Source organism: Microcoleus sp. Pol7_A1 (assembly GCF_036701085.1).
GTDB lineage: Bacteria > Cyanobacteriota > Cyanobacteriia > Cyanobacteriales > Microcoleaceae > Microcoleus > Microcoleus asticus.
The window spans coordinates 18,774-40,176 of the sequence record NZ_JAUBQD010000050.1 but is presented as its reverse complement, the minus strand read 5'-3'; the positions used below and the strand labels follow the sequence as shown (position 1 = coordinate 40,176).

The 21,403-nt window shown below is 44.6% G+C and carries 15 protein-coding genes; 6 read left to right on the top strand and 9 right to left on the bottom strand.

Annotated features, from left to right (window positions below):
• Positions 1–404 precede the first annotated feature (404 nt).
• Complete coding sequence (locus QUA20_RS23635; protein WP_333191630.1) at positions 405–1,310, top strand: alpha/beta hydrolase; 906 nt, start codon at positions 405–407, stop codon at positions 1,308–1,310.
• A 389-nt stretch (positions 1,311–1,699) separates the two neighbouring features.
• Here the strand turns inward: QUA20_RS23635 and QUA20_RS23630 are convergent, their stop codons facing one another.
• Positions 1,700–2,224: a DUF4330 domain-containing protein gene (locus QUA20_RS23630; RefSeq protein WP_333191629.1), complete on the bottom strand. Its 525-nt coding sequence runs from the start codon at positions 2,222–2,224 to the stop codon at positions 1,700–1,702.
• Positions 2,225–2,603: 379 nt separating this feature from the next.
• On the opposite strand from QUA20_RS23630, the gene QUA20_RS23625 reads away from it, so the two are divergent.
• Positions 2,604–3,455, top strand: coding sequence for a M48 family metallopeptidase (locus QUA20_RS23625; RefSeq protein WP_333191652.1), 852 nt, complete (start codon positions 2,604–2,606; stop codon positions 3,453–3,455).
• A 183-nt stretch (positions 3,456–3,638) separates the two neighbouring features.
• Here QUA20_RS23625 and QUA20_RS23620 read toward each other — a convergent pair whose 3' ends face one another.
• The 5 genes from QUA20_RS23620 to rfbF form a co-directional block, all read right to left on the bottom strand.
• On the bottom strand, positions 3,639–4,409 hold the full coding sequence (locus QUA20_RS23620; protein ID WP_333191627.1) for a metallophosphoesterase family protein: 771 nt from the start codon (positions 4,407–4,409) through the stop codon (positions 3,639–3,641).
• Between the two features lie 329 nt (positions 4,410–4,738).
• Positions 4,739–5,485: a DUF1995 family protein gene (locus QUA20_RS23615; RefSeq protein WP_333191626.1), complete on the bottom strand. Its 747-nt coding sequence runs from the start codon at positions 5,483–5,485 to the stop codon at positions 4,739–4,741.
• Positions 5,486–5,532: 47 nt separating this feature from the next.
• On the bottom strand, positions 5,533–6,264 hold the full coding sequence (locus tag QUA20_RS23610; protein ID WP_333191624.1) for a cyclase family protein: 732 nt from the start codon (positions 6,262–6,264) through the stop codon (positions 5,533–5,535).
• Positions 6,265–6,348: 84 nt separating this feature from the next.
• Entirely contained in the window at positions 6,349–7,413 is a 1,065-nt protein-coding gene (locus tag QUA20_RS23605; protein WP_333191623.1) for an acyl-CoA dehydrogenase family protein, read from the bottom strand.
• 199 nt (positions 7,414–7,612) lie between these two features.
• The gene (rfbF, locus tag QUA20_RS23600; RefSeq protein ID WP_333191621.1) at positions 7,613–8,389 is read right to left on the bottom strand and encodes a glucose-1-phosphate cytidylyltransferase; all 777 of its coding nucleotides are present in this window, start codon (positions 8,387–8,389) and stop codon (positions 7,613–7,615) included.
• 262 nt (positions 8,390–8,651) lie between these two features.
• Between rfbF and QUA20_RS23595 the strand changes: the two genes are divergently transcribed.
• Together QUA20_RS23595 and QUA20_RS23590 are read left to right on the top strand one after the other, a co-directional pair.
• On the top strand, positions 8,652–9,191 hold the full coding sequence (locus tag QUA20_RS23595) for an RNase A-like domain-containing protein (RefSeq protein ID WP_333191620.1): 540 nt from the start codon (positions 8,652–8,654) through the stop codon (positions 9,189–9,191).
• Positions 9,188–9,487 carry a contact-dependent growth inhibition system immunity protein gene (locus QUA20_RS23590; RefSeq protein ID WP_333191619.1) on the top strand — a complete coding sequence of 100 codons (300 nt, stop codon included), beginning with the start codon at positions 9,188–9,190 and terminating at the stop codon, positions 9,485–9,487. Before QUA20_RS23595 ends, QUA20_RS23590 begins: the two co-directional genes overlap by 4 nt.
• A 132-nt stretch (positions 9,488–9,619) precedes the next feature.
• Here QUA20_RS23590 and QUA20_RS23585 read toward each other — a convergent pair whose 3' ends face one another.
• The 3 genes from QUA20_RS23585 to QUA20_RS23575 all read right to left on the bottom strand — a co-directional run bounded on the left by QUA20_RS23585 (position 9,620) and on the right by QUA20_RS23575 (position 17,222).
• Entirely contained in the window at positions 9,620–10,948 is a 1,329-nt protein-coding gene (locus tag QUA20_RS23585) for a GH39 family glycosyl hydrolase (RefSeq protein ID WP_333191618.1), read from the bottom strand.
• Positions 10,949–11,021: 73 nt separating this feature from the next.
• The gene (locus QUA20_RS23580; RefSeq protein ID WP_333191617.1) at positions 11,022–14,528 is read right to left on the bottom strand and encodes a glycosyltransferase; all 3,507 of its coding nucleotides are present in this window, start codon (positions 14,526–14,528) and stop codon (positions 11,022–11,024) included.
• 126 nt (positions 14,529–14,654) lie between these two features.
• The gene (locus QUA20_RS23575) at positions 14,655–17,222 is read right to left on the bottom strand and encodes a glycosyltransferase (protein ID WP_333191615.1); all 2,568 of its coding nucleotides are present in this window, start codon (positions 17,220–17,222) and stop codon (positions 14,655–14,657) included.
• 158 nt (positions 17,223–17,380) lie between these two features.
• On the opposite strand from QUA20_RS23575, the gene QUA20_RS23570 reads away from it, so the two are divergent.
• Complete coding sequence (locus tag QUA20_RS23570; protein WP_333191613.1) at positions 17,381–19,699, top strand: tetratricopeptide repeat protein; 2,319 nt, start codon at positions 17,381–17,383, stop codon at positions 19,697–19,699.
• 183 nt (positions 19,700–19,882) lie between these two features.
• Positions 19,883–21,175 (top strand): ATP-binding protein, encoded by a 1,293-nt coding sequence (locus QUA20_RS23565; RefSeq protein WP_333191611.1) that lies wholly within the window; start codon positions 19,883–19,885, stop codon positions 21,173–21,175.
• The last annotated feature ends 228 nt before the right edge of the window (positions 21,176–21,403 follow it).

Genomic DNA, 21,403 nt, shown 5'->3' with positions numbered 1-21,403 from the left:
GACCTCAAAAGCCACTGCTCCGCAAAATATCGTGATTAATTATTCGTGATTGGCGAGCGTCGGCTAACCTTCCGCCTGCCTGAAAGCCAGTTCTAATACTCCTGCTTTCCGAGCGCCTGCTTTCCGGGTTGGCGAACAGACTCTATTGCGTTGAGGGGTCTTACCCATCATTTTGCTATTATCTCCGATCGGCGGTAGTTTGCAAGGGTGAGGATAACTACACCGCCGAATTGCCCAAATCGCAAAACTTACTTGCTGTCTGTAGTTTCACGCTTCACCTGTACTAAAATAGATTTAAATCATTACTCAATCTTTACAAAAACGCCACCTGCTTTGCCATTTTTTCAAACAAAGACGGGGCGGCGGACAAAAATCTAAAATATAACAGTGATAGAGGTTTATTTATGCTTGTACCCCTCGGCTTCGGTCAGCGATCGATAGTTACTTCTCTCGGCAGAATGGTTTACTACACGGCTGAAAAAATGCCTTGGATCGGGTTGCCGACCTCAACTTCGGAAAATAAACCGAATTTAGTATTTTTTCACGGTTTTGGGGGCGGGTCGAGTGCCTACGAATGGTCGAAAGTTTATCCGGCTTTTGCGGCCGAATATCGAATTTTAGCACCTGATTTAATCGGTTGGGGGCGATCGGAACATCCGCCGAGAAATTATCAAGTAGAAGATTATATCACAACTTTGATCGAATTTATCGAAAAAACTTGTGACAGTCCGACAGATGCGATCGCTTCTTCTCTGACGGGGGCGATCGCGATTCGAGCTGCGATCGCGCGGCCGGATCTCTTCAAATCCCTAATTTTGACGATACCCAGCGGTTTGTCGGACTTCGGACAAGATTACGGCAGCAGTTTCTTCGCTAAGCTAGTCAACACCCCAATTTTAGACAAATTGCTCTACAGTACCGGAATCGCCACAGACGGCGGCATCCGTAGCTTCCTAGAACAGCGCCAATTTTCCGATTCCCGTCGCGTTTACCAAGAAATTGTAGACGCTTACCTCGAATCTGCTTTAGAACCAAATGCAGAATATGCCGCCCTGTCTTTTGTGCGGGGAGATTTGTGCTTTGATTTGTCGCTGTACATCACTCAGCTAACAACACCGACAGCGATTATTTGGGGAGAAAAATCGCAGTTTACCGGACCCGATATCGGCCAGCGGTTAGCCAACCTCAACCCCGAAGCAATCAAAGTTTTTCAATGTCTGGAAAACGTAGGTTTGACTCCGCAGTTAGAAATTCCCGCTGTGACTATTGGCTTAATTCGGCAATATTTAAAATTGCTTTCGGAAGGGTGAAGAAGTTCGGCAACGGATTTTTTAACGGATTTAAAGGATGCAGGTTCGGCAACGAGCAATGTACGGGATGTAACGGATGTAACGGATGGAGGTGCGAGGTTTGAGGCAAGAAGGAAGAAGTCAGAGGGAAGAAGGAAGATTAATTCCCAATTCCCAATCGCCAATTCCTAATTCCCAATTCTCCCGCCCAAAAGCAGGCACAAGCCCCCGACGCTATTGAGGGTTTATCCCACAATTTTAGACCAAAGTTTGAGATCCCAGATTCATCTGTGAAGTAAATCTAAAATCTAAAATCGACTGAGGGTCTATCCCAAAATTTTAGACCGAAGTTTGAGATCCCAGATTCATCTGTGAAGTAAATCTAAAATCTAAAATCTAAAATCGACTGACTATTCTTTGACTCGCACATCGATGACGCTGGCGTTAAAAATGTACTGTTTGCCTTCAAGCTCTAGCGTAGTGCCAATTTTGACTTTCGTATTACCTAAAACCGGGCCATTTTCAGTAAGTTGACCTTTTCCCTCTAAGGTAAACATCATATTTTTGCTGAAGGATTCTTCTTCTCTGGGATCGGGGAGAGCTTTCAGAGTGCCGTTGGGCTGAGGAACTGCGAGGGTTCTGGTGAGAGTTTTGACAGATTTGATGGTAATCTGACCGGAGGGTTGATTGCGGATCACCACATTGATTTTATCGCCTGCTTTGAACAAATCTTGAACGTTTGTCCCTTTGAGACCGATCGCAATTGCATCAATCTCTACAGGTTTGACACTGGTGCCGACTTGGGCGACGGAACCGCCAGAAGTGCCGGGAAAGAAGAAGATTCCGACTGCAACTAGCAGTACGATCAGAGCGGCACCTACGTCTAGGATGCTGAGTTTGCCGAACAGTCGGCCTTGAGAATCCAAAATTTTCATAAATCGCTTAATTAACTGATAGCGACAGGAGTATGTTTACAAGCTCAGGACTTACCCAGACATCGATTAAAAACAGATGCTGTGATTGCTTGGCTACCGCTCGCAATGACATACGTTATTGATGCGTAAGTCCTGAAGCTAAAAGATATTACCACAACGATCGCCCAAAATCCGCATGACTTGGGCACTTAAAGCAGAAGGCAAAAGGCAGTTGAGGGCGGTTGGTCGGGCAGTGGTCGATCGCCCGGAGGCTGGCGGCGCAGTTAAAAATTTGCAAAAAGCTAGAATAGCAACTAAGCAGCGTCAAATTGCGTCTGCCTATTTAGTGACTTTTCGAGTTTTTTCTAAAAATTTACGTAACTTCTGCCACGTATCAATCATGTTAAAAAGTTTTTGGTTGACTTGCCGGCGTACCTGCGGCCGGGGGATTTATCTGTTACTGTCGCTGATTGTGGCTGCGGGTATCTGGGTGATTACCCCGGAACAGACTCAAGCATTTTCTTTGCCTGAACTGATTTTTCGGGGCATTCAAGTTATCCAATTGTCGAATATGTCCGATAGCCAAGAGGTGACTATTGGCCGACAAATTAATCAGCAGTTGGCGAACAGCGAGTTTAATATTGACCGCGATCGCGCCACGACACAATATATCAACCGCATCGGTCAGCGACTGGCCGAGGAAAGCACTCGCCCGAATATTCCTTATACTTTTCAAGTGATTGACGACGACAATATTAATGCTTTTGCAACAATGGGCGGTTTTGTTTATGTGAATAAAGGTTTGATGGCGGCGGCGGACAATGAGGCCGAATTGGCAAGTGTGCTCGCCCACGAAATCGCTCACATTAGTGCTCGCCACGCAATTCAACAAATGCGTCAAATGGCGATCGCTTCTGGTGTAGCTTCGGCGACTGGGCTCGATCGATCTCAGGCGGTTCAGATTGGGGTGGAGTTGGCTTTGCGGCGCCCCCACAGCCGCCAAGCTGAATATGAAGCGGATCGGTTGGGATTGCAAACTATGGGGCGAGCGGGCTACGCTCAATCTGGGATGGTTGATTTTATGAAAAAGTTGCTCAACAAGCCTTCTCCTCCGAGCATTTTGAGCACTCACCCGGCTACTGCCGATCGCATTGCTGCTATCTCGCAGGCGATAGACCCGGAACTCGCTAGCGGTGAAGGTTTGAATAATGAGGATTACAGGTTAGAAATCCGCAGGCTTTTGGGTTCGTAGCAAAAGGTCATACAATTTTAGATTTGAGATTTTAGATTGGGATGACCGATCTTACTCGGTCATCTTCGCGTCTTCGCGGTTCGTTAAAAAATCAATCTAGTTCGTAGGGCGCGTCAGCGATCGGGTCAATTTGGATTTAATCGATCGAACTAAAACTGACGCACCCTAAAACTACAAATTGATTTAATACTGCTGTTGAACAACAGGATCGCTCGCAGGTTCCGGGGGTGCAATCTGCTTCGGCTTCAATTGTCTGACAACTTCGTCAAACGGCAAAATTCGGACTTGATTGTTAAAGACATTTACTTGATAAACTCTGCGGTAGCTGAGGTCAAATCCTGTCAGCCAGCCGCTTTTCTGATGATAAGCACCCGTGTCAATATCCAACCACCCTTCGCCCCTGACTAATTCGCCTGGCCTGACACCCTCAAAGGTAAAGGTGATCGTGTGACCGGTGATAATTAATTTATTGGGAAAATAGGGTTTCGACATGGTGTGAAATTCTCTGCGAATCCAACAGAGTTGTTCGATCGACTGCTTCTCAATTGGCAGATGGGGGTCAACGCCGGCGTGAACCAGCCAGATGTCCCCTAAGTCCAGGTGCGTGGGGAGCGATCGCAGCCACTCTAAGTGTTTGTACGGCATCATCCCTGTATCTCTGTAGCTCGCTACTGTCGCATCGCCGCCGCTGTACAGCCAAGATTGCCACGCTCGCATATCCATCGGCACCCCCGACAAAGCCTCCAGCATGAGTTGTTCGTGGTTGCCCAACAGAGTTTGGTAGGGGCTTTGCTGGACAAAATCTAATACCTGAGCGCTTTTGGGGCCGCGATCGATTAAGTCTCCCAAAAAATAGACGCGATCGTCCGAGCCGGGGGCAAGTGCCTCTAGCAGGGTCATTAAGCCGTCGTAATGCCCGTGTACGTCCCCGATAACAATGCGCCGGTGCTCCATTGTGTTTATCCGCTTCCCTGACTCAAAAGCCAAATTTCTAGCTTATAGCATCTGATTTTGCTGCTATTTGCCTCCCCTCTTTTACGGTGGAGGGGTGTCACCCATTATACTGCTTTGTATAAATATCCTGTAAAGATCGCCAGTATCTGTTTGCGTAGCTAGTGAGAGAAATACAGGCAAGCTGTTAATTGTGCTTCTGCAACTGCTGTTACTGAGCCAAAGCTTTGAGTTATTGCAGGCTGTAGGGTGCGTCAGCGATTAGCTGATCGATTAAGTCGAAAATAATCCTAGCTGACGCACCCTACAATACGATCGAGCTTTAACTGCTGTCACTGAGTCAAAGCTTTGAGGAATGTCTGGAGCTCTGCCAAAAAACCTTTCTTTTTTACAGGTTTTGCAGGTGTGGTGGAGTCAGGATCGGCGCTTGGGAGATAAGCTGCTAAAATCCGCTCTAAATCGTCTCCCACAGGTTTTTGGGCAGTTTCAGAAATTAGTTCGTATTCGTCGTTTGTTTCCAGCCAGACTTGCCAGGATTGGGGGTAGCAGCGGAATAAAGCCGCAGTGTCTAGGGGTCTGATGTAGTAGCAGGATTCGATTTTGCTGAGGAATCGATCGCGCAGTTGGCGGCCCGCATAGCCTATACCTATGGTGGCAACATCTTCGAGGCGCGGATTGAGTAAAATAACTGGGCGATCGGCCGCAGCTATGTAGAGTTTTTCGACTTGGGCCACTTCTACAGCCGCCGGGTTCACCAGCAGGAACAATTCGTCTTCCGGTGCTATTTTCTCTTCAACAGCCGTGCGGCTGCTGCCCAAATCAGTGACTTTAAAAGGTGTTTCTCCCCAGTCGCGGCGCGCGAGGGCGGCAGCACCGGTGTCGGGAAAAAAGACTTTGACTCCGGGGTAGATTTCCTCAAATTCTGGGAGGAATTGTAGGGTGATAGACTGTGCTTGCAGGGCGATTTCTGGAAATACTAATTCGACTTGCAGTAGAGTTTTGCCGTCCGAGAGGGCGGCGGCGGTTGCAATGCGGGATTGGGCGATCGCCTCGTTGAGATCTTTGGGCAGTTCTGTCATTAATCTTATTATTTTTGCTAGACTTTTCTCACTCCTATTTTACCGCATTAAGCAACAAAAGCTAACACCGACACAGGCGAGCCGGAACCTCCCAAAAGGCGCAATATTCCGATAACTAAAGTGATTTCAGCGGTAGGTAAAAAGTCGAGATTAGTCAGATTTTCCAGGACTATTAGCTGCTTTTCCAATACCAGTTTATTAACGGCAAAACTTTCATCTCGCCCGGTATCTACTCCGTGAGTGTCGGTTCCCACTCCGGCGATCGAGCGTTCTTCTAGCAAAAATTGAGTGGCTGCTTTGCCAAATCCGGGAAAGTGGCAAATTCCGCGATCGTCTCGGTTGAAAAATGCTCGCTCGTCATCCCATTTTTCTTGCCAGCCAGTATACAACAAAATTACATTTCCCGGTTCTATAAGTTTGTGCTGCCGTTCCCAAGTCAATATATCATCAATTGTTAAAGTGTAGTCGGGATTGGCAAGACTTTGCTCTCGGATGTCGATCGCAATTGCAGGGGAAACTAGCGACTGCGGCGAATAACTATCAATGCTCGCGCCTCCTGCATAAAAGCTGTTGGGTGCGTTGATGTGAGTGCCGCTGTGTTCTCCCATTGAGAATTTTCGCAGGAAATAGCCGTGTTTTTCTATTTGAGATAATGTTTCAAATTCGGTCGCTGGATCGCCCAGCCATATAGGAATATTTGGATGGATTGAATGGCTTAAGTCTATAATTTGGCTGTAGGCGATCGTTTTTAAGTTATTTGACTTAAAGTTGTTTGTCATCAGGTTAAATATATCTATTATTTATTAAACACAGTTGAGTTTTTGACCTTCTGAGAGTTCAATCTAAAATCTAAAATCTAAAATCTAAAATTCGCTTAGTCGATCGAGCGTTGCTGCCATCACATCCTTTGTTTGCCCGGAAACAGTATACACCAAAGCTTCTCGATAAACTCTCCCGGCCGGGTGCACAATACCGTTAGCAGCACCGCTAGAAACTGCAACCGCAGCGTGCCCGCAGCGCACCGCTAAATCAATAGCTTGAGCTCGCAGCGCTAATTGTTCTGCTTTCGAGCTATGTTGAGATTGTTGGAAATTCTCTTTTAGCCGATCGAGCTTTTGCTGTAGTTTTTGACAAGCTGCAGCTATAAAAGGTGAATTTTTAGCAGCCGCCGCTGCTGCAATTACATCCAATCCCGCTCGAATACAGCCAAAAGTACCCGGAACAGAATTCAGTATATTTTTGCTGTCGTTTTCCGAAATCCACCCGACAGGTTTAACCGAAATTATTTCCGATTCGTGCAGCCACCAATGATCGAGAGTTGCTGTCACAGTATTAGTCGAGTTCATGGCGATTAACTGCATGATTTCGCTGAACGCTATTTTACCATATTCGCGTTCAATATTGACAAAAGGTAGCAAACCGAAAACAGCGCGCTCGTCAGGAAGTACCGCAGCTACAATAAACTTTTGAAACAATCCAAAACCTGTTACCCAAGGAACTTTTCCTGACAATAAGTAGCCATCTTTTGCGGGAGTTGCGGTGACGGCCGGATTGCCCGAGCGCCTCAAATGCGAAAACCCAACACCCAAGCGTAACTCTTTTTGGGCGATCGCGGGCAAGTATCTGCTTTTTAGCATTTCATTGTCGCTGTTGGCAAGCATGGCAGTTGCGCTGTGGTGCTGAGTTTGCAGGAAAGATAAAGCGCCGGAATATCGAGCCGTCAATTCCTGATATTCGTAAAAAATCTCCGGTGCAATTTCAGCCCCGCCCCATTTTTGGGGAACTCGCAATGCTAAGAGCGATCGATCTTCCAATCCAGCAACTGCTGTTTTCAGTGCTTCTGAGTCGCTGTCGATAATTTCTGCCTGGGGTGCAACCCACTTTTGTAGGTAAATTTCTGTGCGGTTAAGAATATCTTGGCAATCCATTTTATATAATTATTTTATATTAAGTTTAACTATTATTTCGGAAGTTTCATTTCCGATCCATAGGTAGATAAACCCAGTTTTTACGAGCTGCATGAGTCATCATTAAAAATCTACTAATCACCAAATTTATGATGTTATTTCAGAGTAATTTTATTCAAACTTCTGTGGGGCGGGCAGAATATCCCGCCCCAAAAATAACTTATTTCCAAACTTTCCAAGGAGCCTTCCCTTCATCCCAAAGTTCGTTTAAATACTTGTATTCTCGATAAGTATCCATCGCAAAGAAGAAGCCCTCATGACGGTAAGCCATCAACTGTCCCTCTGCGGCTAAACGCTGCATCGGCTCTTGTTCTAAAATACAATCATCTCCCCCCAAATACTCAAATACCCGGCGGTTAAATATCATATATCCAACACTAATCCAGCCGTCGATTTGAGGTTTCTCAGAAAATTGTACTACCCGGCTATCGCTGTCTACATCCAAAATTCCAAAGCGAGAAATCGGGCGAAATGTAGTGACAGTTGCCAGCTTACCGTGAGACTTGTGAAAATCGACTAAGGCGTCAATATTGACATCAGCTACTCCATCACCGTATGTCACCATGAAATTCTCGCGATCGATATATTTTTCGATCCGTTTTACCCGCCCTCCCGTCAGGCTTGCCGCGCCAGTTTCAGCCAGGGTAACATTAAAATCTTGTTCGAGATGTTCCTCGTGATAAGTGATGGTATTTTTGCGGCCTAAGCAGATAGTAAAGTCATTGTTCATGGCTTCATAATTGAGGAAATATTCTTTAATCATGTTGCCGCGATAGCCCAAGCACACAATAAAGTTTTGGAAACCGTAGTGGGCATAGATTTTCATGATGTGCCAAATAATCGGATGCCCCCCCACATCAACTAAGGGTTTGGGACGAAATTCTGTTTCTTCTCTGAGACGAGTACCGAGACCGCCGGCTAGGATAACTACTTGCATTTTTTCACAGTTTTAAAGATGATAAATTAATTTATCATCAATCATTAGTGATTATTTCAAAGAATTATTAATATTTTCTCATAATCAGTAAAGCTTTGTAAACTACAAAAATCACGAACTATTATAAATAATCGTAGGGTGTTCGGTGCGCACCGTATATTTGAATGCTGCGCGCAATTTATAACTTACGAATGGTAGATTCTAAAATAGACAAAAAAACAGCAATCATTTATACTAAATCTAAGAAAGAGATTCAACAGCAATGAAAAATCAACTCGATCGCCTAAAAAAGTTTTTAGGTATCCTCTGTGCGATCGCCTCAATAATTATATTATTCCAATCGGCAATCCCTGGTGTTTACGCCACGGTTGTTGCACCGGAAATCTCAACCATACCACAAACCACTGTAGCTTTTGTTCCCAACATACCGGGCGGCGGATTAGACTTTCACGAAGCAGCGGGAGGACACACTTTAGAGAGACACGTTGGGAAAACAGAAGCACAACTAGCACAGCGACTCGCAAGCGAAACGAGAATTTCTGCCGCATCTTCCTTTACTGACCGTTCCGTCGCCGAAGCGGCCATTGGAGAAGCAATGAACAGAAATCAAAATGCGATCGACTCCTGGGTGAAAAGTCGAGGTAATCGTTATACGATCGACTACAACGCCAACAGAAGAATTGGCATTACTCTGCGTCGCCGCGCATCCAAAGCAACTTCAGCATCTCGCCTGAAAATCGTCCTCCAGCGCAGCGCCAAATTACCTCCCGGATACTTTATTCTCACAGCCTATCCCGAATGATAAATCAATTTCCTCATTTAACCCAATTTTTCAGTTCCTACTTTCACCAAGACTGGCCGCTAGAAGCTGACACTCCCAGCGATGTAGTGAACAACTACCGCAGCAGTGAACCGCCCGCAAGTGTTGAAGCTGCATCGCAAGAACTCGACAAACTGCTAAAAATGCCGATCGCCCCAGCCGATTTAGAAACATTCATCCTTGATGAATTAGGGTGTTACTACGACCCAAATTCAGAAAATCAAACCGTCAGAGAATGGTTGGGAGCCGTGCAAAAATCTTTGAAAAATCCCAGCTAAATTCTATATATTTGTAAGAACACGGCTATATATTTGTAGGGACACGGCACTGCCGTGTCCCTACAATTAATCCGGGTAGGGACACGGCAATGCCGTGTCCTCTATATAATTCCGGTGCAGCCAGAAACTATATCACTTGCTAACAGTCAATAAGTAGCCTTCGTGGACGTTGAAATTAGGGATAACATAAGCCAAGCTGCCGCTACCCACCGACAAGTTTTCTTCTTTAACCGTGACCAGCTTCTGCACCGATCCTTCTTGATTGTTGGGAATTTTTTCTAACTTTAGAGTGACTTTCTGACCTTTCTGAATACCTAGCTGCTCCAAATTTCCGAGGTTTAATGTTACCGTTGTTGCTAAGGAATAATTGCGGTCGAAATAACCTAAAAGTATCTGTGCTTTACCTTCTGGATTTGACTTGCTGGCTAAAGCGACAAGGCGATCGTTATCTGAGCGACTCAGCACCCGCGAATTAACTCCGTCGGCATAAGCTTTGTAAGTCCACCAAGCTGCTCTCGGCTCAAAAGTATTAGGCGTCACCATCCCACTCAGCGTATTGTTGAAACAATTGCTAACTTTATTTGGCCCTTTAGTCTCCCAACAAGCTCTGCAAGCACCGTCGGCTTTTGCATACTCTAAATTATACAAATAACCTAAGATTTCCCCCGGCTGGTACTGCGCTAAGTCCCCGACAATTTCGTTGACGTAAATTTTTTGCAATTTCAGTTCCTTGTAAGAGGGACTTTGCTGAAAATTGCGTTTAGCATCGATGACATGATCGTCCACAAATAAAATCTTGCTATCGTTTAGCTCGTGCCAAGCTAGGAAATTTACTTCCAGTTTGTTCGCTTTGCAGTAATTCAAAAAAGCGGCGAGATATTCTTTGTTGTAGTTTGTAATGCTCGGCCCGCCAATCATAGCTGACGGCCCCAATTCTTCCCGCAAGATTTTGTAAGCTCTTTTGTAGGTTTCAAAGAATTGTTCTCTGCTTCCATTCCAAAACGGATTTTTTAAATCAGGTTCGTTCCATACATCCCAAATAATTTTCTTGCCTTTATTTTGCTGGGCTAACTGTCGGATGAATGCTTCCCACGCGGGGTAATTTTGATAGGGCCAGCCATTGGGATTGCTAGCGTAGCCCCACAAGTCGCTGACTACAAGTTGAAACTCGGCTCCGCTGGCGATTACTCGATCGTAAATATCGAGTCTCCCCGCCCGCCAAAGTTTCGGCTGCAAGGGTTTGATAGAACTATCGGGCGGTTTTGCGGTGTCGATTCCGTGCAGGATGCCGCTCATGGAAATTGTACCGGTGGCTGGCTGTCCAAAATCAACTGCGACGTTCGATCGAACTTGGGCGATCGCTCTTGGCTGTCCCAAATAGGCTATTAACAGAACAGTGACAATAGCTAAACAAATTGGCAGCAGTTTATTAATACGTGGGAACTTGAATGTAAATTGCATATTTTTTCTTTGGTTGATGTTTTGTGGAACGGGCCGGAGAGCCCATTCCTAAGAATGCTGCAAGAGATCAGTTTTAACGAACAGATGAAAACACTTCAAAACCCTGTATTGATTCTATCACTTGTTGCCACGATCTGGAGTCGATCAGCTCGTTGGTATCGAAATTAACTCCTTTTTCCGCAGCAAAAATACCAAAATTTTTCACCCAATCAAAGATAGTTTCTGTGGTAAAATAAGGCGTGTAGGCCCAAGCAGATTGCAAATTATTCACCATCTCGGACATATTTCCGTTATTGTAAGCATCCCAAGCTTTCCACACTAAATAATAGTATTTCAGCAGGCTATCCACTTGCTGTACCTGCTTTTTGAGTTTCGGAGTAATAGAGAAACTGTCGCTCTCATCGTCACTTACAAATGCCTGTTCAATTATTTCTCCATATTCCCGAAGCATCCGTTCTTCTTTGAATAGTTCTTCGGCTCGCGCTTTGCACGCTTGTCCTGCAAGTCGGCGCGATTCGGGATTTTCTGCCCATATTTCCACCGTTTCTACCAACTCTTTTACTGTTCCTTCTGGGTCGATTGTAGGATCGGGGAGCAACTTTCCCGTATCTCCCAATTCTTCAGGAATCCCGCTGACTGCTGTGGCAATTACGGGCAATCCTTTCGCCATTGCTTCCATAATTGCTAGCGGCATTCCCTCAGCTTGGGAAGATAAAATAAAGATGTCGCTGGCGTCTAGCCAATCGGCAATATCCCAGCGCTGTCCTAAGAATTGAACCTGTTCTTCTACTCCCAATTTTCTCACAGTTGCTCTTAATTCAGGTTCCAGATTGTCGTGAGTGGTAGAACCGGGGCCGGCCCACACAAAGTATAGCTGCTGCCAAACTGGACGATTTTTCAGTTGGGCGATCGCCTGCAATTGATACTGATATCCTTTAATTGGAGTCAATCTCGCCGCCGTAAAACAAACGACAGCATTTTCGGGGATTCCTTGTTCTTGACGCAGGCGTTGGCGAGTGGAAAGATTCGGCGGCTCAAAATAACTATTCGGTCTGCCATAATAGATTACTTTTCCCCGTTCTAGACGCGCTTTAAATAGACTTCGGAACAAGTTTAAATTTTCGTGGGAAACTGCTACTGCTGCTTTGGCTACCATGTACTGGTAGGCAACTGCATCGAAATAGGGGATTTGATCGCCGCGATCGAAGGTTTCATAATTGCGGTTGATATAACCCAGACTGATTATGTACGGTATATTTTGCTCGACCGCAACTTGTTTTGCTGCAAAGTTAGCCATCGGCCAGCCGTCACTAAATATAATTAAATCCGGTTGAGCCTGGGTGTAAATCTTTTTAGCATCCCCTAAATTGTAAGCAATTCGCAAAAATTCTTTCATCGTGTCGAACTCTAGCCAAATATGTTCGATACCTAGCTGTTTTTGTTCGGTAATTAAAGGGTTAGAAGCTTGACTTTGAACGCTGGTAACTCGGTAGCCATCCTGCGCTAATTTACACATCAGCGAGTGGTTGAACTGAGCCAAGCCGCCGACTCCTGAGTCTTCTGTGTACAGGAGTACGTGCTTTGTTTGCTGCCGATCAATCGAACTGGGAGCCGATTGAAACTGATAAGGATTATTAGCAGCGATCGCCACTATGTCTTGCCATTCCTGTAAATTGGTTAAGGCATAGGCATCAAAGTTGTAGCCGTACTGTTCCGAAACCCCCTTAAAAGTTTCCAGCCAATTAAAAACAGTTTCAGTACCTGTCAAACGAGTGTAATACAGAGATTTTTCCAGACTTTCGACCATTTCTGCCAAATATCCGTCGCGGTACATCCGCCATGCTATCCATACGAAAGACTTGTAACGTTCCGCGCGTTTTAAGTCGTGAATGTGCTGAGGTAAATCAGGTCTCGCGAAAAATTGCTCCATCACTATTTCCGTATTTTTCATTAATTTGGAGCCGTTGGACATGATATTGTTGTCGTGCTGACGATAGCAGGTTAATATCTCTTTTAACCAAACTGACTTGCACCCCTTTAAAGCTAAACGTAGGACAAAATCTAAATCTTCGGTTGGCGGAAAGCGAGGATCGAAACCTCCCAAGCGTTCCCACCACTCGCGCCGCAGCAACATGGCGCTGGGACGCACTGATTTGTAGAAAACAAAGGCTTCTAAATCTAATTTTGGTGCTTCTTCCCAAGGCTTTACTCCATAAATGGCTTCGTCGTTGTCCCCAACTATCTGCCAACCTGTTTGTACCATATCTAATGTGGGGTCAGCATCAAAGCAAGCTACTTGTTTTTCTAGTTTTTCTGGTAGGAAAAAGTCGTCAGCATCTAGAAAAGCTAAAAATTCCCCTTTTGCTAACTTACAAGCACTATTTCGAGCAATTGCTGCTCCTTGGTTATCTTGATAGATGTATTGAATAAAATCGAGGTAAGGTGCTAAAACTTGGCGAGTGTTGTCAGTTGAACCGTCGTCTATGACGATAATTTCCCAGTTTTGATAAGTCTGGCTAAGAACACTCTCTATGGATTTTAAAATGTAGCGCTCGCAGTTGTAAGTGGGGATGATTACGCTGACTCGCGCTGTTTTTTTGGTAAGTATGCTAACCATTAACTTTTTCCATTCTGGTAAGTTTCTTAAAGATTGAGTGTCGGGGTCAATTCCGTAAGATTTAGAAATTGCAGTCAGACGAGCAAGCCAATCTATTACTGTTTTTTCTGGCGAGTAAGGAGTATAAAGAAAAGATTTTTGGTAATACTCCACTGCTTGCACCGGATAGCCGCTGTAGTAAAGTTGCCACGACATCCATGTTATAATCTCATAAAAAGCCGGCTTTTCCAATTGACGGATGTCCTCTGGCAAGTCCGATGTGGCGAATAAATTTTGCTTTAATTTAATAGCAAGATTTGCTTGTTTCTGCACTCTCTGGATGGACACATTTTGCCCGTGCTGCCGATAGCATACAGTCACTTGAGGCAACCAAGCAGCTTCGCAGCCCAATAGTGCTAAACGCAAGATTAAGTCGGCATCATCTACTGAATCATACTGAGAATCAAAGCCACCCACTCGTTCCAGCCACTGCCGCGAAAACATCATGGCGCTGGGAAGTAGGGGCATATAAACAATCCAGGTTTTTAAGTCTAGCTGAGGCAAGTATTCCCAGGGTGTGACATCGAAAATACTTTCGCCTTGCTCTTTAACCATTCGCCAGCCACTATTAACAATCCCTAGTGATGGCTGAGCGTCAAATAACGCAACTTGTCCAGCTAACTTATCTGACAGTAAAAAGTCATCTTGATCTAAAAAAGCAATTAATTCACCTCGGGATTCTTGAATTCCTCGGTTTCTCGCGGCAGCTACTCCTTGGTTTTCCTGATAAACATAGCGAATTTTGTCCAAATAAGGCTGCAATGCTTGGCGAGTGTCGTCGGTTGAGCCGTCGTCTACGACGATAATTTCCCAGTTTTTATAGGTTTGGCTGATGACGCTTTCTACCGCTTGCGCGATGTAGCGATCGCCATTATATGCTGGAATAATTACACTTACTAGCGGTGCCGGATTTGCTATTGACATGAATTTTATCGATGATAAGGAAGGGTTCGGCAACGGATTCTGAAACGGATCGAACGGAGGTCAGGCAGAAGGCAGATGCAATTCTACTGTTGATAGCATCCGAATTTGAAAGGTAAATCTGGTATTCTAGCGTGCATAAAATACAGATTCAATTCCCTGTAATTCCTCGACTAATTGTTGCCATTCGGCTGAGTTAATTAGAGAATATGTATCTAAATTATGCCCTTTAATTGAGGAAAAATTGCCAAAATATTCTACCCAGTTTAACAGTGTTTCTGTAGTCAAAAAAGGTGTGTACTTCAAAGATTCTAAAAGCGAGTTCTGCATTCCGCTTAGATCTTCTTGACAGTAAGCCTGCCAAGCATTCCACACTAAAGAGCTGTAGTGCACCCGGTTTTGTATCTTCGCCATTGACCTCTGCACCTCTTTTTGAGTAACAAATGGATCTGTTTGGCGATCGCAAAGTAAACCTTTTTCGATCGCCTCAATCGACTCTGCCAACATCCGTTCCTCTTTAAACACTTTCTCGGCCCGCTGCTTGCAAGCTTGACCGATTTGATGTCGCAATTGTGAATTCATTGCCCAAGCTTCTACAGTTTTCGCCAATTCCCTCGCGGTTCCCTCTGGATCGGTATTCGGATCGGGCAACAATTTCCCAGTATCGCTAAGCCCTTCAGGAATACCGCCGACAGCCGTTGCAACTACCGGCAATCCCTTAGCCATCGCTTCCATTACTGAAAAAGAAGGCGCTGCATCTGCTAGAGAAGTTAAAATGAATATGTCGCTAGCATCCAGCCAATCTAGGATATCCCAGCGCTGTCCGATCAACTTTACGCGATCGCTCACCCCTAACTCTTTAATAGTTTCCCTCAATTCTACTTCTACATTGTCAGCGCTTCCCTCACCAGTTCCTGCCCACACAAAATACAGTTTAGACCACACAGGAGACTGCTGCAACTGCTTGATTGCTTCGATCTGATATCGATGCCCTTTAATCGATGCCAATCGAGCAGATGTGAAACAGACAATAGCATCTTCAGGAATTTCTATTTCTTGTCGCAGGCGTTGACGAGCCGCAGCATTAGGAGGTAAAAAATATTCAGGAGAACGCCCCAAGTAAATCACTTGTCCTCGCTCTTTGGGCAACTTGAAATGTTGACACAATAAATTCAAATGTTCGTAAGCGCCAACAATTAAGGCTCTAGCTTGTAGGCAGTGGTGAAGCACTCCTTCTACATAAGGCACTACATCCCCGCAGGCAAAAGTTGCGTGTTCTGGCATAACTAACCCAATCACCATCATGTATGGTATTCCCATTTCAATAACTACCTGTTTAGCTGCAAAATTGGAAAATGGCCAACCATCGCTAAAAATAATCATATCCGGTTGATTGCTAGCAAAAAGCTCTCGTGCATCCTGAGTATTTCTTAACACCCGCTGTAAATCTTTATGACCGCTAAAATCCAGCCACGAATGCTCTATACCTAACTCTCGTTCTCGCTTAAGCAAGGGGCTAGAATGTTGGGTTTGCACGCAAGTGACTCGATAGCCTAACAAGGCTAACTGACAAAGAATGGCATGATTGTACTGCGCTAATCCTCCCACGCCCGGATCATCGGTGTTGTAGAGTAGAATGTGCGTTTCCCGACGGGATAGCTTCGCTTCACGCGCTGGTGAAGGTGTGGGAATAGAACTTTGTTGAGATTGGGGTGGATTAGTCATCACCATCAGAATTATCTCTTGCCATTCCGCTAACTTACTCAGCGAATAAGCATCAAAATTTTCACCATATTCTTCAGAAGCCATCTGAAAACCTTCCAGCCAATTCAAGACTGTTTTTGTGGGCGAAAAAGGCGTATATTGCAATGACTTTTCCAAACACTGAGCCATCTCTGTTAGATGGCCGTCGCGATACATCCGCCATGCCAGCCACTTTAAGCATTGATAGCGTTCCTGGTTTTTTAACTGCCGGATTGACTCAGGCAAATCAGGTCTATTGAAGAATTCTTTCATCAAAATTTCTGTATTCTTCAGGAGCGGCAAACCGCTTGACATGATATTAGAGTTGTGCTGGCGATAACAGGTAAGAATCTCTTCTAACCAAACTGCTTTGTACCCCTTTAAAGTCAAACGCAAGGCAAAATCTAAATCTTCGGCTAGCCGAAAGTGAGAAGCGAAACCACCCAAATCTTCCCAGCAGTTTCGGCGCAGCATCATCGCACTCGGACGCACACATTTATATATAATAAAGCTGGCTAAATCTAATTCTGGTGCTTGCTGCCAAGGTTTGACAGCAGAAATTTCTCTCCCGGTTTCATCGACTAGCAGCCAACCTGTTTGCACCATGTCTAATGTGGGGTCAGCGTCAAAACAAGCTATTTGTTTTTCTAGCTTGGATGGTAAGAAATAGTCATCGGCATCTAGAAACGCTAAAAACTTGCCTCTGGCTAGCTGACAAGCCTGATTTCGGGCAACTCCTACTCCTTGATTTTTCTGATAAATGTAGCGAATTCTGTCAATATAAGGCTGCAATACTTGCTGCGTGCGATCTGTTGAACCATCGTCTACAACTATAATCTCCAAATTAGTAAAAGTTTGACCTAGGGCGCTTTCTACCGCTTGCACGATGTAGCGAGCGCCATTATATACAGGTATAATTACGCTGATTAGGGGTGTTGGATTGACTGTTGACATTATTGAGCTCGCTGTTAACCTTACTGTCTAGTTTATATTAATGTCGCTGACATTTAGCACTATTTGCCGTTCGGCAGATGTATTTACTTGAATTTGAACTTTGACAAGTTGTACCATACAATCATACATGGAATTATTACTCAACAGGAACGTAAGAAGTGAATTCAGAAACAGCAGCGGTTGATTTTCAACAACAGGCAGAAATATATTTAGCTTTAGGGAAGTTGGATGAGGCGATCGCACTTTGCCAGCAAGTTTTGGCATCTCACCCCAATTCCGCCGAGACTTGCAAGACCTTGGGGAAGGCGCTGCAAGCTCAGGGTAAACTAGAAGACGCAAGGTATTGGTATAAAGTTGCGATCGCCCTGCAACCTGATTTTGCCGAAGTTTTTGCTAACCTCGGCACTCTCTGCGCTACATTGGAACAGTGGCAAGAGGCGATCGTCTGTTACCAAAAAGCCATCTCCCTCCAACCGGACTTTGCAGGATTTTACCGAAATTTGAGCCGGATATTTACCAAAGTCGGTCAAGCTGAAGACGCAGCAGACTGTTGGTATCAAGCACTCATGGTGGAACCGATAGAAATAGCCGAAGAATACCTCGATTTAGGCAATACTTTATTAGCGCAAAATAAGCTAGAAAAAGCGCGGACTTGTTACCACCGCACGATTTATTTAAACCCTAGTTTTTGCGAAGCTTACTGCCAATTAGCCGAAGCTGCTAGCGAGCTAAAAGAGTGGGACGAAGCTATGATTCATTACCGCAAAGCTATTCAACTCCAGCCGGACATTTCGGAGTTTCATTACAAATTAGGCAATGTTTTGCAAGCCAAGGAACTCTGGCGCGAAGCGGAGGCTGCCTACCGGGAAAGTATTGAGTTAAATCCCAATTCTTTTTGGTCTTACTACAATTTAGGTAGTGTGCTGCTCAAGTTAACCCAATGGCAAGAAGCCATCGTTGCGTACCGCACGGCTGTTGAAATTAACCCGGATTTTTCTTGGTCTTACTACAGCATCGGGGAAGCTTGCGGTCAATTAAAAAAATGGTCGGAATCCGCCGCTGCTTACCAGCGCGCTACTGAAGTTGACCCGAATTTTGGTGCAGCTTTTCACAAGTTAGGAGATGCTCTTTTTAAACTAGAAAAATGGTCAGAAGCTGAGGCTGCATACTCCCGGGCGATCGCACTCGATGCGGATTTATTTTGGTCTCATTATAACTTAGCTTTGACTTTAGTGAAACTTCAAAAGTTTGCAGCAGCAACACTCGCTTATCGGCGGGCGATCACACTCAATCCAGAATTCTCTTGGACTTACCACAATTTAGGAGAAGCGCTGTTAAAAACCCAACAGTGGAAAGCCGCAGCTACCGCTTACCAACGTGCTATTGAACTTAATCCCAGTATTTCTTGGTCTTATTACAATTTAGGCGATGCTTTGAGTGAATGTCACGCATGGAACGATGCTGTTTCCGCCTACCTTTGTGCGCTTCAAATCGAGCCGTCTCTACCGGGAATTTACATAAAGTTAGGTGAGGCTCTAATTAAAAGAACTCCGGTAGATTCAGATGTAGCAACTAGCTACTATCACCACGAAATGCAGCCGCTGCACGCTCCTGAATTTTACTGCGAAATAGCCCAAAAGTTTGCTGATAGCGCTCGGCTTAACGAAGCCATAATGTTGTACTTGATGGCATTAGAAATTAGACCAAAAGATCCAGAAATATCCCAAAAATTAGAGGATATTTTAGAAAAACAGCGTCAAACAGGGGAATCAACTTTATTATTAGAGTTAGATGCTAATGATATTCGCGATCGCTACATTGCCCGAGTAGTCAAAGGCAAGACTTTTGCAGAAGTCGGCGGCTTGTGGGGAACTGTCAGCGAAAAAGTATCTGTAGCTAGCAAATACGGTGCAGTTTCTCTGACAATGATTGATGCCATGCCGGCATACCTCGACTGGTGGCAAGATTTTCACGATCGGATGACAAGTTTAAATATTGCTAATTATAATTGTATCAATCGAGATATAACTCAGATTCAGCTTGCAGAAATTGGCGAGCCTTACGATGTAGTTCACTGTGCAGGAGTTTTGTACCATCACCCCCATCCGTTGCAGATTTTAGTTGCCTTGCGTCAGATAACTGGCGAGCATTTAGTTTTCACTTCAGCTATCACCCAAGAAGTTATAGAGAATGAGTTAGGACGCTATGAACTTCCCGCTTCTGGAGTAATGTTTATTCCAGCTTTGGACGACGCAGAACGAGCTATTTTAACAGCGTACTGGCAGCCTTTCCTCAACAGCAACCCACTTATAGGGATAACTGAAAAAGCAGTTTTTGAGATGAACAATTTTGCGGCGTGCTGGTGGCTGCCTACAGCTACTGCTTTAGAAGCTATGTGCAAAGTCGCGGGATTTAAGGTTTTAGACAAAGAATTGGCTTGGGACAATAATGTTCTGACTCTGCTGCTGGGGATTTGAGGGTTTGTAAACGAACAATAACAGGACTTGCTTGTGCACAAACGGCTAAACACCCGATTTATGAGCCGATTACTCGTTTTGTTTCCCCAATATTCTTACTATCAACCGGGTGTTTTCCGTAAGTCCTAAATAACATAGCTGCAAACATATTTTGTGAATAAAACAGGAACAGGGAAATAATCAATGAAAAATCAGCAACCAAGGACGCGGTTAGGAAATATTTTAGTAGTAGACGATACAGCAGAAAACCTGCGTCTGTTGTCTACGATGTTAAATCAGAGAGGGTACACCCCCCGCTGCGTGATTAACGGAAAAATGGCTCTGAGAGCCTGCAATTCTAATCCACCAGATTTGATTTTGCTCGACATAATGATGCCGGAAATGAACGGCTACGAAGTCTGTCAGCACTTGAAATTAGAACCTAAAACTCGCGAAATTCCGGTAATTTTTATCAGCGCTAAAGATGAAGTATTTGACAAAGTAAACGCATTTGCTGTGGGAGCAGTTGACTATATCAGCAAGCCATTTCAGTTTGAAGAAGTGCTCGCCCGCATCGAAAGTCACCTCAGCCTGCGGAATTTACAAAAGCAGCTAAAAGAACAAAATGTGCTGCTTCAAGAAGAAATCATTAGCCGCTTAGCTGTTGAAAAAACCATTCACGAAAAAAACCAAATCCTGCAACAAGAAATCAGAACCCGTCGTGCCGTTGAACAAACCCTGCAAGAGCAAAATTTGCTCCTCCAACAAGAGATATCGAACCGCCAGCACGCCGAATCGGCTCTCTTAAAATCTAACCAAGAATTGGCGCGTTCAAATGCCGAACTAGAACAATTTGCTTATGTGGCTTCTCACGACTTGCAAGCGCCTTTAGCAACCATTGCCAGTTACGCTCAACTTTTAGAAAAACGCTACAAAGACCAACTCGACAGCCAAGCTAGTAAGTTTATCGGCAATATCGTTCAGGGCTGCACGAGAATGCAAACTTTAATTGACGATTTGCTCGAATATTCGCGAGTTGGCCGGAGTCAGAAACCTTTTCAACTGACAAATTGCAATCACGCAGTCGAGCAAGCTCTCGCAAACCTGCAAGGGGCGATCCGCGAGACTCAAGCAGTTGTAACCTACAATGAATTACCAGCGGTAATGGGGGATATTTCTCAGCTCGTACAGCTTTTTCAAAATTTAGTCAGCAATGCGATTAAATATCGCCACGATGCACCGCCTGTGGTTCATATTACGGCTTGCAAACACGAGAAAGACTGGTTATTTTCTGTTTCGGATAATGGAATTGGGATTGCGACGCAGCATCAAGAACGCATCTTTCAAATTTTCCAGCGCTTGCACACTCAAAGAGAATATTCTGGGACTGGTATTGGTTTAGCAATTTGTCAAAAGATTGTGGAACGTCACGGCGGATGTATTTGGGTGGATTCGGAACCGGATCGAGGTTCAACTTTTAACTTTACTCTCGCTTAATCGACACATCCTTTCTGCAAGAGGTAGAAGCTAGAAGGCAGCGGAAGCTGAATTAAATCCTATATTTAAAGGCAGAAGCTAGAAGGTAAAAGGTAAAATTTAATACTATTTAATCTTTTATATTAAAGAATTAAATAATTGGGAATGATTGTGACTATCTGTGTTGGAATATTACCTACAGGTGCATTCTTTTTTTGTTTAAGTGGTATAAATTGCAAGTTAGAATAA

What these genes read in the sequence shown, in the direction of transcription:
- QUA20_RS23635 (WP_333191630.1), top strand. Translation starts at nt 405, where the DNA reads ATGCTTGTACCCCTCGGCTTCGGTCAGCGATCGATAGTTACTTCTCTC.
- QUA20_RS23630 (WP_333191629.1), bottom strand. Translation starts at nt 2,224, where the DNA reads ATGAAAATTTTGGATTCTCAAGGCCGACTGTTCGGCAAACTCAGCATC.
- QUA20_RS23625 (WP_333191652.1), top strand. Translation starts at nt 2,604, where the DNA reads ATGTTAAAAAGTTTTTGGTTGACTTGCCGGCGTACCTGCGGCCGGGGG.
- QUA20_RS23620 (WP_333191627.1), bottom strand. Translation starts at nt 4,409, where the DNA reads ATGGAGCACCGGCGCATTGTTATCGGGGACGTACACGGGCATTACGAC.
- QUA20_RS23615 (WP_333191626.1), bottom strand. Translation starts at nt 5,485, where the DNA reads ATGACAGAACTGCCCAAAGATCTCAACGAGGCGATCGCCCAATCCCGC.
- QUA20_RS23610 (WP_333191624.1), bottom strand. Translation starts at nt 6,264, where the DNA reads ATGACAAACAACTTTAAGTCAAATAACTTAAAAACGATCGCCTACAGC.
- QUA20_RS23605 (WP_333191623.1), bottom strand. Translation starts at nt 7,413, where the DNA reads ATGGATTGCCAAGATATTCTTAACCGCACAGAAATTTACCTACAAAAG.
- rfbF (WP_333191621.1), bottom strand. Translation starts at nt 8,389, where the DNA reads ATGCAAGTAGTTATCCTAGCCGGCGGTCTCGGTACTCGTCTCAGAGAA.
- QUA20_RS23595 (WP_333191620.1), top strand. Translation starts at nt 8,652, where the DNA reads ATGAAAAATCAACTCGATCGCCTAAAAAAGTTTTTAGGTATCCTCTGT.
- QUA20_RS23590 (WP_333191619.1), top strand. Translation starts at nt 9,188, where the DNA reads ATGATAAATCAATTTCCTCATTTAACCCAATTTTTCAGTTCCTACTTT.
- QUA20_RS23585 (WP_333191618.1), bottom strand. Translation starts at nt 10,948, where the DNA reads ATGCAATTTACATTCAAGTTCCCACGTATTAATAAACTGCTGCCAATT.
- QUA20_RS23580 (WP_333191617.1), bottom strand. Translation starts at nt 14,528, where the DNA reads ATGTCAATAGCAAATCCGGCACCGCTAGTAAGTGTAATTATTCCAGCA.
- QUA20_RS23575 (WP_333191615.1), bottom strand. Translation starts at nt 17,222, where the DNA reads ATGTCAACAGTCAATCCAACACCCCTAATCAGCGTAATTATACCTGTA.
- QUA20_RS23565 (WP_333191611.1), top strand. Translation starts at nt 19,883, where the DNA reads ATGAAAAATCAGCAACCAAGGACGCGGTTAGGAAATATTTTAGTAGTA.